Below are 13,383 nucleotides of genomic sequence, written 5' to 3' on the forward strand. Positions count from 1 at the left end.
ACCAGGCTGGCTGACACATCGCTATCGGGAGCAAGCCCCCTCCTACATTAGCTCCTCGGTGTTCTTGAGGGCCTTATCTTGGCCCCGACACCACCAGCATTTGCCCCGGTTTCAGTGCCTGGCCGGTGCGTGGGTTCCAACGCTTGAGATGTTGCATCTCAACGTTGAAACGCTTGGCGACCATGTACAACGAGTCGCCTTTCTTGACCTTGTACTGCACCGGTTTTTTAGCGACGGCCTTGCGGGTATCCTGCATCACCAGGGTCTGGCCGACCTTGAGTGCCTGGCCGTTGAGCTTGTTCCAGCGTTGCAGGTCATGCACGTCGACCTTGTTGGCCTTGGCGATCAAGGTAAGGTTATCGCCACTGCGCACCTTGTAGCTGCGGGTACGCCCGGCCACCGACTTGGTCTCGACTTCGTCGAACACCGGCTTCTTGGGGCGCATGCTCAGCAATTCTTCCGGCTTCATCGTCGAAAGGGTGCTGGTGAGCAGCTGCGCCTTGGAGGTCGGCACCAGCAAATGCTGGGGGCCGTCCAGGGTGGTGCGTTGTTTCAGGGCCGGGTTGAGCTGGAACAGTTCGTCTTCGTCGATCTCGGCCAACGCGGCAACCCGTGACAGGTCCATGCTTTGCTTGACTTCAACCACTTCGAAGTACGGCGTGTTGGCAATCGGGTTCAGGTTGACGCCGTAGGCCTCTGGCGCCAGAACCACCTGGGACAGGGCCAGGAACTTGGGCACATAGTCCTTGGTTTCCTGGGGCAGGGGCAGGTTCCAGTAATCGGTGGGCAGGCCGAGCTTTTCGTTGCGCTCGATCGCCCGGCTGACCGTACCTTCGCCGGCGTTATAAGCCGCCAGGGCCAGCAGCCAGTCGCCGTTGAACATGTCATGCAGACGCGTCAGATAGTCCAGGGCGGCGGTGGTGGAGGCGGTGATGTCGCGGCGGCCGTCGTAGGCACGGGTCTGGCGCAGGTTGAAGTAGCGCCCGGTGGAGGGAATGAACTGCCACAAGCCGACCGCATCGCTGCGCGAATAAGCCATCGGGTTGTAGGCACTTTCAATCACTGGCAGCAGGGCCAGCTCCAGAGGCATGTTGCGTTCTTCAAGGCGTTCGACGATGTAATGAATGTAGAGGCTGCCGCGTTCACCGGCGTTCTCCAGAAAGGACGGGTTGCTGGCGAACCACAGACGCTGTTGCTCGATGCGTGGGTTGACGCCTACACCGTCCTGCAATTGAAAGCCCCGACGCATGCGTTCCCAGACATCCTGGGGCACTTCGGGGCTGGGCTTCTCTGATAGCCAAATAGGTTTTTGCTTGATCTTGGCAGCAAGATTGGGTTTGGGTTGCACGGTGGATTGTGCAGCGTAATTAGTCGATTGGCAGCCCGCCAGAGTTGCGGAAACGGCCACCGCCACGGCTTGAGCCAGGCGGGTCAATGCGTCTGAAGAAATGGATTTACGAATAGATGACGACATTGGCTGGAAGTAAGTTCCGGGCAAAAATGTCGGGCGATTCTAGAAAGCGCTTTGGTTCCGGTCAACCATTCAGAAATTACGTATCAGATTGCATCCTCTTAGAACTTATCTTTCCAAGCCCTCAAGCTAGCAAACACCTCGGCCCCAGAGCGGTTGTCGCGGCCATTCCGTTCGTCCGCTTTTTGTTTAACGGATGTTTCAGCGGTGCGCAAAAAGGGATTCGTGAGTTTTTCCAGCGCCAGGCTCGAAGGCAGCGTGATCTCGCCACGGGCGCGGAGTTGGGCAACATTTTCCACCCGTTCGGCGATATCGGTGTTGTCCGGTTCAACGGCCTGGGCAAACTTTAGGTTGCTTTGTGTGTATTCATGGGTGCAGTACACAAGTGTATCGGCAGGCAGGGCGGCCAGGCGCTGCAGGGAGGCATGCATCTGCTCCGGCGTGCCCTCGAACAGGCGGCCGCAGCCGGCAGCGAACAGCGTATCGCCACACAACAACACGCCCTGGTGATAAAAGGCGATATGCCCCAGCGTGTGCCCCGGCACGGCGTACACGTCGAAGTCCCAGCCCAGCACGTTGATGCGGTCATTGTCGTGCAGGGCTACATCCCGCGCCGGAATCTTTTCATTGGCCGGGCCGTAAACCTTGGCGCCGGTGGTATTTTTCAGTTGCTCGACACCGCCCACATGATCATGGTGATGGTGGGTGACCAGGATATCGCTGAGGGTCCACTCGGTGTTGTGCTTGAGCCAGGCCAGCACCGGCGCGGCATCGCCCGGGTCGACTACGGCGCAGCGCAGGGTGGAAGGGTCTTGTAACAACCAGATGTAGTTGTCGGTGAAGGCGGGTAGGGCACTGATCTGTATCATTCTTCGATTCGCCAAGCTGAACACATTGGTGCATCTTAGAACGTCTAGGCGAGTTGGAGAATGCAATGACTGATAAAGCGTTCGCCCAGGCCGATCCTGAGTGGCTGGCCCTGATCAGTTCGGCTCGTGAATGGTTGTCCGGGCCGATTGGGCAATTTCTGCTGGACGAAGAGCGGCGTATGCTCGACGACGAGCTGGGCCGGTTCTTTGGCGGCTATCTGGTGCATTACGGCCCCTCGGCCCAGACGCCGCCTTCGGCGCCTCAGGTGCAACGCAATGTTCGCCTGGGCGCGCCGCTACCGGGGGTGGAAATCGTCTGTGAGGAACAGGCCTGGCCCTTGAGCGAGCACGCCGCTGATGTGGTAGTGCTGCAGCATGGCCTGGATTTCTGCCTGTCGCCCCATGGGTTGCTGCGCGAAGCCGCGAGCAGCGTGCGCCCAGGTGGCCATTTGCTGATTGTCGGTATCAACCCCTGGAGCAGCTGGGGCTTGCGCCGTGTGTTCGCCCGTGATGGCCTGCGTCAGGCGCGCTGCATCTCGCCATCGCGGGTGGGAGACTGGCTGAACCTGCTGGGCTTTGCGCTGGAGAAACGTCGCTTCGGGTGCTATCGTCCGCCGCTTGCAACAGCCAAGTGGCAGGGCCGCCTGGCCGGCTGGGAACGCCGTGCGGGTGCCTGGCAATTATCCGGCGGCGGCTTCTATCTACTGGTAGCGCGCAAGATCGTGGTCGGGTTGCGGCCGGTGCGTCAGGTTGCGCGCCAGCCCATTGGCAAGCTCGTGCCGATGCCGATGGCCAAGGTCAACCGCAAGCAAAGCGAACGCTGAACCCTTTTTTGATTTCAGGCCGATTTGTCCGGCCTCGGGATACTGTCGGTCGATTACCGCCAGCCCGTTTTGATGGATACAACCGATGACCGATAGCGTAGAACTCTTCACCGATGGCGCCTGCAAGGGCAACCCCGGCCCCGGCGGTTGGGGCGCCTTGCTGGTGTGCAAGGGCGTGGAGAAGGAACTGTGGGGCGGTGAAGCCAACACCACCAATAACCGCATGGAGCTGATGGGCGCTATTCGTGGCCTGGAAGAACTCAAGCGGCGCTGCAACGTGCTGCTGGTGACCGACTCGCAATACGTGATGAAGGGCATCAACGAGTGGATGGTCAACTGGAAGAAGCGCGGTTGGAAGACGGCGGCCAAGGAGCCGGTCAAGAATGCCGACCTGTGGCAATTGCTCGATGAGCAATGCAACCGTCACGACATCACCTGGAAATGGGTGCGTGGGCACATCGGCCACCCTGGCAACGAACGCGCCGACCAGTTGGCCAATCGTGGTGTGGATGAAGTGCGCGGCTACAAGCAGAGCTGAATCAGCCCACGTGTTAACATCGCGCCCTTTGATTCACCACATCACATTGCACACCACACCGTTGAGAGCTGAACCCTGATGGCCATCCGATCTGTTGTACTCGATACCGAAACCACCGGCATGCCGGTGACCGATGGTCACCGGATCATCGAAATCGGCTGCGTCGAACTGATGGGGCGCCGGTTGACCGGCCGCCACTTCCACGTTTACCTGCAACCGGATCGTGACAGTGACGAAGGCGCGATCGGCGTCCACGGCATCACCGACGAGTTCCTCAAGGGCAAGCCGCGCTTTGCTGAAGTGGCCGATGAGTTCTTCGAGTTCATCAACGGCGCCCAGTTGATCATCCATAACGCAGCGTTCGACATCGGCTTCATCAACAACGAATTTGCCCTGATGGGGCAGACGGACCGTGCGGACATTTCCCAGCACTGCACCATCCTCGATACCTTGATGATGGCCCGTGAGCGTCACCCGGGCCAGCGCAACAGCCTCGATGCCTTGTGCAAACGCTATGGCGTCGATAACTCCGGCCGTGAGCTGCACGGCGCCTTGCTCGACTCCGAGATCCTGGCCGACGTTTACCTGACCATGACCGGCGGGCAAACCAGCCTGTCCCTGGCTGGTAATGCGTCCGATGGCAGTGGTTCGGCGGAAGGCTCCGGCAATCGCCCTTCGGAAATCCGCCGCCTGCCGGCCGATCGCAAGCCGACGCCAATCATCCGCGCCAGCGAGCAGGACCTGGCCGAGCACGTGGCGCGGTTGGAAGCGATTGCCAAGGCGGCGGGTGCGCCGGCGTTGTGGACTCAATTGACACAACAATAAGCACGGGGCAGTGCAGTTGATCTTGATGGGCTGCCAAATCTTCATTCGCCACATTCGCTTCCAGCTTCTACCCTGAGTGCAAAGCCCTCCGGAGTAAGAGCGCTCATGTACAAAGACCTCAAGTTCCCTATTCTTATCGTGCACCGTGACATCAAGGCCGACACCGTTGCCGGTGACCGGGTTCGAGGCATCGCCAGGGAGTTGGAACAAGAGGGCTTCAGTATATTTTCTGCGGTGGATTACGCCGAAGGGCGGTTGGTGGCCTCCACCCATCATGGTTTGGCGTGCATGTTGATCGCAGCAGAAGGCGCCGGGGAAAATACCCACCTGCTGCAAAACATGGTCGAGCTGATCCGCCTGGCGCGGGTAAGGGCACCCAACCTGCCGATCTTTGCCCTGGGTGAGCAAGTCACCCTTGAAAACGCGCCGGCCGATGCGATGAGCGAGCTTAACCAGCTACGCGGCATTCTTTATCTGTTCGAAGACACCGTGCCGTTCCTGGCGCGCCAGGTCGCCCGCTCTGCCCGCACTTACCTGGACGGCCTGTTACCGCCGTTCTTCAAGGCCTTGGTGCAGCACACCGCCGATTCCAATTATTCCTGGCACACCCCTGGCCATGGCGGTGGCGTGGCGTATCGTAAAAGCCCGGTGGGGCAGGCGTTTCACCAGTTCTTCGGGGAGAACACCCTGCGCTCGGACTTGTCTGTTTCTGTCCCTGAACTGGGCTCGCTGCTCGATCATACCGGGCCCCTGGCCGAAGCCGAGGCCCGCGCCGCGCGCAACTTTGGCGCCGACCATACCTTCTTCGTCATCAATGGCACCTCCACCGCCAACAAGATCGTCTGGCATTCCATGGTCGGTCGCGACGACCTGGTGTTGGTGGACCGCAACTGCCACAAGTCAGTGCTGCACTCGATCATCATGACCGGCGCGATCCCGCTGTATCTGTGCCCGGAGCGCAACGAACTGGGGATCATCGGCCCGATCCCCTTGAGTGAATTCAGCCCCGAATCAATCCGCGCCAAGATCGACGCCAGCCCGTTGGCATATGGCCGGCCACCCAAGGTGAAGCTGGCGGTGGTGACCAATTCCACCTACGACGGCCTGTGCTACAACGCCGAACTGATCAAGCAGCAATTGGGTAATAGCGTAGAGGTGCTGCACTTCGACGAAGCCTGGTATGCCTATGCGGCATTTCACGAGTTTTTCGCCGGGCGCTATGGCATGGGCACCTCGCGCACACCGGACAGCCCGCTGGTATTTACCACCCACTCCACCCACAAACTGCTGGCCGCATTCAGCCAGGCATCGATGATTCATGTGCAGGATGGCGGCGCACGGCAGCTGGACCGTGACCGTTTCAACGAAGCCTTCATGATGCACATCTCGACTTCACCGCAATACAGCATCATCGCTTCGCTGGATGTCGCTTCGGCGATGATGGAAGGCCCCGCCGGGCGCTCGCTGTTGCAGGAAATGTTCGACGAGGCCCTGAGTTTCCGCCGCGCGCTGGCCAACCTGCGCCAGCATATCGCTGCCGAGGATTGGTGGTTTTCGATCTGGCAGCCACAATCGGTGGCGGGTATCGACCGCGTTGCCACGGCGGACTGGCTATTGCATCCCCAGGATGATTGGCACGGCTTTGGCGATGTGGCTGAAGATTATGTCTTGCTGGACCCGATCAAAGTCACCCTGGTGATGCCTGGCCTCAATGCAGGTGGCGCCTTGAGCGATTGTGGGATTCCCGCCGCGGTGGTCAGCAAGTTTCTCTGGGAGCGCGGCCTCGTGGTGGAAAAAACCGGGCTTTATTCGTTCCTCGTGTTGTTTTCCATGGGGATCACCAAAGGCAAGTGGAGCACCTTGCTCACCGAGTTGCTGGAGTTCAAGCGCAGTTACGATGCCAACGTCAGCCTGGCCAGTTGTTTGCCCTCGGTGTACGCCCAGGGGCCGGTACGTTATCAGGGCTTGGGCCTGCGCGATCTTTGCGACCAGTTGCACAGCTGTTACCGTAGCAACGCCACCGCCAAGCATCTCAAGCGCATGTACACAGTATTGCCGCAGATCGCGATGAAACCCGCCGATGCCTACGACCAACTGGTCAGAGGCGAAGTTGAAGCGGTATCCATCGATGCCTTGCCAGGACGCATCGCAGCCGTAATGCTGGTGCCTTATCCACCGGGCATTCCATTGATAATGCCCGGCGAGCGCTTTACTGAATCAACGCGTTCAATCATCGACTACCTGGCATTTGCCCGCACGTTCGATAGCAGTTTCCCCGGTTTTGTCGCCGATGTTCATGGGCTGCAACACGAAGATGATGGCAGTGGCCGTCGTTACACCGTCGATTGCATCAAGGGTTAAGAATGTTTATGCAGCAAGCTGTGATGAACCCGAAGTACCCAGGGCTCAGTGTGCGCGTCGCCGACGAAGGTTTTGACGCCTATGTATGGGGCAATGACTTCAGTTTCGAGGTTAGCGCCTATGGCGTACCGCAGATGGGCCAGCGCGTCGAGCAATGGCCGGTTGAGCGCGTCCTGCCGTATCGCAAATGCTATGGCATCGACCCGGAAGAGTTCGCCAGCTTTCGCGATGCCGCCGACAGTGCGATCTTCATGGCCTACCTGGATGACCGTGCGGTAGGGCACATTGTGGTCAGCACCAACTGGAACGGTTTTGCGCATGTTGATGAGTTGGCCGTGGTGTTGCCGGCGCGACGCCATGGCGTGGCCAAGGCGCTGCTGGATGTGGCGCAGTTCTGGGCGCGCAAGAAAAACCTCCCGGGCATGATGCTGGAAACCCAGAACAATAATCTGGGTGCCTGCCGCCTGTATGAGCGCTGCGGGTATGTGATGGGCGGGATCGATCAACTGCGTTATCGCGGGATTGATCCGCAAACCCGCGAAGTCGCAATTTTCTGGTATCGGTTGTTCAAGTCCGAACTCAATGAGGTTTGAGCGCTGTGCAGGGTCAGCGCTGGTGACTGTAAGTTATGTGTCAATCCAGGAGCTTTCGCTACCGACTTTGATGCTCAGGTTCTTGTTGAATCTCAAGTAGCGAAGCCTGGCGTCCGTTAGGTTCTGCTGGAGGTCGTCGGACCAGACAATGCCTTTTTGCTCAAAATATTCTCGAAAGTCCGTTCCGGCGTCGAGCACTTTCTCGGGTGTTATCTTTTTGCCATCGACGTACCACTGTTCCTTGCTGTAGCCATCGAAGGCAAGGTCGTGAAGATCGGGGCGCGTTGATTTCAATACGTCGTCAAACATGAGCGGGCCCACCGTTTCAAAAACCTTGATTTCGTATGCTTGAAATTCCGGGGTGAGCGTGTACGCACCCTGGGCGTCTCTGGGGACGATCGGGCGGTTGGCCTTAAAATAGGCCTTGTTTGCAGGGAAGCGGCGATTCATCTCGCTGATCACTTGCGCGATAAGCGGATTGTTTGGTTGTGTAGCGAAGTTGCTCGTATTAATGCAGGGTTTGTAATCGTTGATAGTAATAGCGACCGGCGTACTGACCAGGATTTCCCCGTCATCGGCCTTCAATGCTATCGGTCCGATGTGACCTTGGATCAGGTCATCGGTATCAAGATAAATGCCCCCGTATTTATTCATCAATGGGTAGCGCGCCACATCGGAGCTGGCGGCGAGGTTCTGACCCTGGCCCCGGCGAAAGTATGAGTACAACTCGGTGTTCTTCAGTTGCTCGAAAAAGTCGTCTTCATGCAAGTTCAGGACGGTAACGCTAGGTGCGTCTTTCGCCAGCTTGAGTTTGATGGCCTGGAATAACGCTGGGGTGTCGGCGTCGACGTGTACCGTGGATTTGAAATCGGGCATTTTTTTTCTATTAGCCACCATATTCTTGACGAGGTGATCAGGTATGTCGCCGCCGGCCCAGAAGTAGTGAATGTCTTTAGGAATTGGCCTGACATTCTTGGGGGCCTGCAAAATGGCCGGCTGGACGAACTCGACAAACCTGAAAGTGTGATTGGCGATCTTCTTGGCATTTCGATATTCCTCCAATGATCCCTTCTGCCACGTGTTCTTCGCGCTTCTCCAGAAGTATTGGGGGCTTGCTCCTTTCCCGATTCCTATACCGGCTACCCATGCACCTACTTTGGTGTCAAAGCTGGTGGCATAGCTGTCGCCCTCGTACTTGATCGTGTAAGGGTAAGAAGAAGCGCCCGCGTTTACTTTTATGTCGTCCATCGGCAGCACGTAGGTTTTGTCGTCTAGCTTCCAGGCGGGTAAGGCGTCGGGCACACCGCCGAGCAAGCGGTTGGCGGTGACTGAAACTTCCCAACCTGCACTCCCCAGGTCTTTGACCTTGATGTCGTTGTGTGGGGCACTGGGATGTTGGATCACACGCTGGCCATCCTTGACCGTGGAGGCGTAGAGCTTGTTGTCGATTTTTATGTATTCTTTGTTGTTTGGGCCCACATAGACATTGTTCTGCATCCCCTTGACTTGCAGCAGGTCCGGATCAATCACAGCCTCATAACCCAGCAGCGAGGGTTTATTGAGGACTTTGACTTCCCCGGCAGCCGCCGCCACGGTCGGTTGAAAATTCTTCAGTGGTGGGCCATAGGGCACCCCCTTGACCGAGTCGAAAGCGTGCCAGTTGCCGCCACGAAATACCGCACCCATTTCCAGGTCATGACCGACAACCTTTGAGGTACCCACGGCCACCAGACCATGTTGGGTACTTGCCGCTTTGAGCACGTCGTAGCTGCCGCTGGCGCCCTTGAGGGCATTGAACGCGCTCTTTCCCTTGGACCAGGTCCAGCGGCTGATGCCCTTGAGTAAATCGCCTGCACCGCCCAGCGGGTTGAGCGCGTCGATGGCGACGGTGCCCAGAAACCTTGCTGTTCTTGCCGCGCCTTTCAGGCCAGCTACGCCCTTAGTGAGCACTTTGCTTGCATGGGCGGCTTTGGCGGATCCCAGCGTCACCAGGCCCATCACATCCATGCCAAGGTCAAGCAAGCCATCGCCGATATTGCCCTGCATGAAGTTGACAATCGCGGACCTGAAGGGAATCAGGTTGAGGAAAAACTCTCCGATGGCCTTGTTGGCGGCGCTGGTTTTGTCGTAAGACGTGGTTCCACGTGCGTGTTCGAGCAGATCCTTACCGAGCAAATCCAGGCGTTTGGTGAGTACCTTGGCGATATAGCGGGTACGGTCGGAATCGAAGACCTTGGGTGTTTCAGCGATCGTCGGTTTTTCCTTGGCCTGCTCGGTGTGCTCGTCTTCGAAAGGGTTGAATCGCACGGTCCTGTGCAGCGTGTTGGCGTCACGCATGTCCAGCCGGGAGTAGGGCGGCGAGTAAATATGGGCCAGGTAATTGTGTTTGGTAATGCTCCCTGCGCGGGTATCAATCCGATAGATATTAACCTGCCCGTCGCGGGTGATCTTCACGTCGAGAGTATGACCTTTTTTGATCAGGGATTTTGTCGAGAAATCCGGTCCTATCACGTAGTCGTTAGTGTGGAAAAACTCGAGCTGGCCATATTCGAAGTTTTTCCGGTCCTGCGGCGGCAAAGTCGAGATCAGATATTGGGTCATGCCCGTATGGCCTTTCTCCTGCGCCTCCATCGCGGGCGTGTATTGCTGATTAAACGCATCGACTACCGACAGCGCGCCGCTGTCGGACAGCGCGCAAAACTGTTTGATGGGGATGCGCGTGTCTTTGGTGATCCAATGTTCGCTGTCATCATTTTTGACTTTGTCGCCGTGCATGACGACATCCAGCATTGAGTGGCTTCCGGGGAAGATGCCGGGGCGTCCTTTGATCAACCGGGCTTTCGTAAGGTTTTTCGCCTTGAAGACCTCATCGGGTACGCCTGGGAATTTTTCTCTGAGCAGATCCATTCCCATGTTTTCACGCATCGGAATGGGGGTTGCAAGTGCCAGGGCCGTGGCTTGCAAGGCTTTCTGCTGGATGCTGAAGGCGTCCTGTACAGCGCGCATTTCAGTGTCGGTGGGTGTCGGTTCAGCCTTCAAGTGGCCATTAACGATTGCCCAGTTGCATAAGGCTTCGCGATGGATATGCTGCGAGAGCGGTGTGCCGACGTCGAGGCCCTCTGCGGCGGCGAGCACTTCGCTGTAGGTCATTGTGAGTACGCATCCCGGTGATTGGGCTTCCAGCTTGGCGGCGGCGATGGCCAACTGGGTCCAGGGAATGCTGCCGTAGGTCACGTTGGGCGGAATGCCCTTGACCAGGTATTCAGGCGCAGTACGAGCCAGCAACATATGTGCTGCCAGTTCAGCCGATGCCGCAGGGGTTCGCGCCTCCTTGACCAGATGACGGCTCAAACCCTCGATCGTTGCGCTGGGCGGCTGATTCCAGAGCGCCCGTTGCCCTAGATCAAAGCCGCCAACGCTGTTACGCGCCGGTGTGCCCATGGATTGCGGGTCCAGTCCCAACTGGATAGCGGCGAGCAGGTAGTCATTGATGCTGGTGTGCGTCGCAATGCCGCCCAGCCGGGCTTGAATGGCTTGGCCCAGCGCTTGTGCCTTGGCCGATCCCAGCAGCATTTCTACCGCTCTGGCTGGGAATTTGAAGTCATTGCTGGACAGGTTGCTGGCAGACAACAGATAACCCAGCGCGCCTTTTCTGTCGACTAATGGCAGGTCGGGCAGGGTTGGGTCAGGCGCGTTCAACAGGTCGATGATAGTTTGTTTATCTTTCGCCTCCAGCGGGACTGGCCAAGACATCGCTCCGCTGAAATTACCCAGAGGATGGGTATGCACGTGTTGCGTGGCAGCGTGATAGAGCTTGAGTAAGTCGTCAAAGGATTTGGGAGTGGTCAGGCCGCTGCCGCTGAGAAATGTACCCACTTTGACTTGTGCAGTAGGTGCCAGGTTATGCCGCACCGCGTAGGTGGAGCCCTCGCACACCGGCAGCGTCGAGGTGTTCAAGTGCGACGTGAGTCGGCTTTCCAGCACGCCTTGTTGATCGGCCAAGTCGGCGGGAGAGCCTTCGCGCAGTTCCGTGAGGAGTTTGCCCAGGTTCGCGGCCAGTGCCTGCCAGTTACAGCGATCACTGAAGGCTCGTTTAAGGGTTGTCGGGTTGTCGAGCACTTCAGTGTCCGAGTCGCTGGTCGAGCCCTCCAGCGGCAGGGGCGGGGGGGTGATTGACAGTGTGGGGGAGGGCGCATGAAACAGGGCAGTAGAGTTTGCAAGCGGCAGATGTGCCAGTGCATTTTGAAGGTGGTGCATGGGGATTTATCCTTGGCTGCGGTGTATCGTCCAGTGGAAAGCTGATGCTTTCTGCTCGATGAGTGTGCTGCGTGCAGGACAGGGTTCCCGTGTGAATGTTTAGGATTTGTGTGGGAAGCGGCGTGGGCGGGAAGGGTCAGGAGATCGTTACTGTGCCGGCGGGAGTGTCGCTTTCTCGGCCAGCAACGCGTCGGCTTTCTGCGCGACGATCTCCAGCAACGCCTTCAGTGCTGGTGTCGATGAGGTGTCCTTCAACGTCAGTGCGTGCAGGCTGATAGGGATGGGCGGTGATAGCGGGCAGGTGTCCAGCCCGGCCTCCCTTGCACCAAAGGCGGTAAAGGGATCGACAATCGCCAAGCCTTCTCCGGCCTCGACCATGCTGCGCATCATCTGGTACGTCTGCACCCGCGTTTGCACCACCGGCAACGGGCGCAGGGCTTGCAGCTTGGCATCCAGCAGACGGCTGAGCGGGTCATGCCCCTCAAGCCCGATCAGCGACTGCCCGGCCAGGTCTTGCAGCGCAATGTACTTCTGCCTGGGTTTGAGCCAGCCATGGGGCGCGAGCAATTGCAGCTTGCCCTGGGCCAGCACCGTGCTCTGGATTTGCGCATGTTCCGGGTCATGCAGGCTCAGGCCCACATCCGCTTCGTGCAGCAGCAGGCTCCTGACGATTTCCCGGGTCGGCTGGCTCGACAGGTTGCACGGCGTATCCTGGAAACGTCGGCGCAGCATGGCGATGCTTTGCGGCAACAGCTGGTTGGCCAGGGGCGGGGTGCAAAGGGCACGCAAGGTTGGAGCGTGATGGTGTTTCAAACGGCTGGCCAATCGCTGTACTGGCTCAAAGGCTTCGTACAGTTGGGCAATGTGCGTCTGCAACTCCAGCGTTTCCCGTGTTGCCTGGAGCCGACCGCGCACGCTGGCAAACAGCATGAACCCCAGCTGCAACTCGGCGTCCTTCAGGATTGCGTCTACTTCACCCACAGAGAGTTGCAACCATTCGGCGGCCGTGCCCAAGTGTCCGGTTTGCAAGATGGCCTGAATCACTTCGATATGACGTAAACGCATGGCCGGAGTCTATGTGCAGCGCGAAGTGTATTCAATGGTGCGAGCCCTCAGGCGCAAAAAAGACTGCGCGGGTCGCCCCGGCCTATGGCGTTCGGCCAAGGCCTCATTAGAATGGTGCGTCTGATCAGCAACGACCAATGCCGGCTTGCCGGTACTTACAACAAAAAACAGGTCTGGTCTCAAATGCCTCTACCCTTGACGTTTTTCGGGGTGACGGCCAAGCAACTCGCGGTTCTTGTGACCGTGGGATGCGTGGCGGCTTACCTCTTCAACGACCCCACGGCACACCCACCCGAAGGCCTTGCACTTGAAACGTTCATCCGTTCCCAGGAAAGGGTGAGCGAGCAGGTCGGCACCGTGTTGGCGGTTACCTTGATCAGGCAAGTGGAGGCGTACCCCGCGTCCAATCGGTCGGGCTACAAGCGCTCGATGTACGCGGTGGAGGGGGAGAGAGGGCAATTGGTGGTGACGCTCAAGCAAAGCGAGCAGGGCATCGAAGTGACGCAGATCCGCAGTCCATGATGGCCCCGGCCCAGTCAACGCCATCGATGGCCAGGACTGAGCGGGTGTACAAACGGGG

General features: G+C 58.4%; 10 protein-coding genes. 6 read left to right on the forward strand and 4 right to left on the reverse strand.

All coding sequences use genetic code 11. The features are described from left to right. Nucleotides 1-73: 73 nt before the first annotated feature. Nucleotides 74-1,474 (reverse strand): transglycosylase SLT domain-containing protein, encoded by a 1,401-nt coding sequence (locus QMK52_RS19750; protein ID WP_005788751.1) that lies wholly within the window; start codon nt 1,472-1,474, stop codon nt 74-76. 98 nt (nt 1,475-1,572) lie between these two features. Next, nucleotides 1,573-2,340: a hydroxyacylglutathione hydrolase gene (gloB, locus tag QMK52_RS19755; RefSeq protein WP_005788750.1), complete on the reverse strand. Its 768-nt coding sequence runs from the start codon at nt 2,338-2,340 to the stop codon at nt 1,573-1,575. 65 nt (nt 2,341-2,405) lie between these two features. Between gloB and QMK52_RS19760 the strand changes: the two genes are divergently transcribed. From QMK52_RS19760 to QMK52_RS19780, 5 genes are all read left to right on the forward strand, one after another. After that, entirely contained in the window at nt 2,406-3,164 is a 759-nt protein-coding gene (locus tag QMK52_RS19760; RefSeq protein WP_005788749.1) for a class I SAM-dependent methyltransferase, read from the forward strand. 85 nt (nt 3,165-3,249) lie between these two features. After that, the gene (gene rnhA / locus QMK52_RS19765) at nt 3,250-3,702 is read left to right on the forward strand and encodes a ribonuclease HI (protein ID WP_003173571.1); all 453 of its coding nucleotides are present in this window, start codon (nt 3,250-3,252) and stop codon (nt 3,700-3,702) included. An 84-nt stretch (nt 3,703-3,786) separates the two neighbouring features. Then, nucleotides 3,787-4,527, forward strand: a complete 741-nt coding sequence (gene dnaQ, locus QMK52_RS19770; protein WP_164699548.1) for a DNA polymerase III subunit epsilon — start codon at nt 3,787-3,789, stop codon at nt 4,525-4,527. Nucleotides 4,528-4,632: 105 nt separating this feature from the next. Beyond that, nucleotides 4,633-6,888: an Orn/Lys/Arg decarboxylase N-terminal domain-containing protein gene (locus tag QMK52_RS19775; protein ID WP_005788744.1), complete on the forward strand. Its 2,256-nt coding sequence runs from the start codon at nt 4,633-4,635 to the stop codon at nt 6,886-6,888. A gap of 23 nt (nt 6,889-6,911) precedes the next feature. Beyond that, the gene (locus QMK52_RS19780) at nt 6,912-7,481 is read left to right on the forward strand and encodes a GNAT family N-acetyltransferase (protein WP_032803907.1); all 570 of its coding nucleotides are present in this window, start codon (nt 6,912-6,914) and stop codon (nt 7,479-7,481) included. Between the two features lie 33 nt (nt 7,482-7,514). On the opposite strand, the gene QMK52_RS19785 is transcribed toward QMK52_RS19780, so the two are convergent. Together QMK52_RS19785 and QMK52_RS19790 are read right to left on the reverse strand one after the other, a co-directional pair. Next, a complete protein-coding gene (locus QMK52_RS19785; RefSeq protein ID WP_320403285.1) occupies nt 7,515-11,738 on the reverse strand; it encodes a glycosyltransferase family 32 protein in 4,224 nt (1,407 codons plus the stop codon). Between the two features lie 147 nt (nt 11,739-11,885). Further along, on the reverse strand, nt 11,886-12,803 hold the full coding sequence (locus QMK52_RS19790; RefSeq protein WP_005788739.1) for a LysR substrate-binding domain-containing protein: 918 nt from the start codon (nt 12,801-12,803) through the stop codon (nt 11,886-11,888). 183 nt (nt 12,804-12,986) lie between these two features. Between QMK52_RS19790 and QMK52_RS19795 the strand changes: the two genes are divergently transcribed. Further along, entirely contained in the window at nt 12,987-13,325 is a 339-nt protein-coding gene (locus tag QMK52_RS19795; protein ID WP_005788737.1) for a hypothetical protein, read from the forward strand. The last annotated feature ends 58 nt before the right edge of the window (nt 13,326-13,383 follow it).

Source organism: Pseudomonas sp. P9_2, from assembly GCF_034008255.1.
GTDB lineage: Bacteria > Pseudomonadota > Gammaproteobacteria > Pseudomonadales > Pseudomonadaceae > Aquipseudomonas > Aquipseudomonas synxantha_A.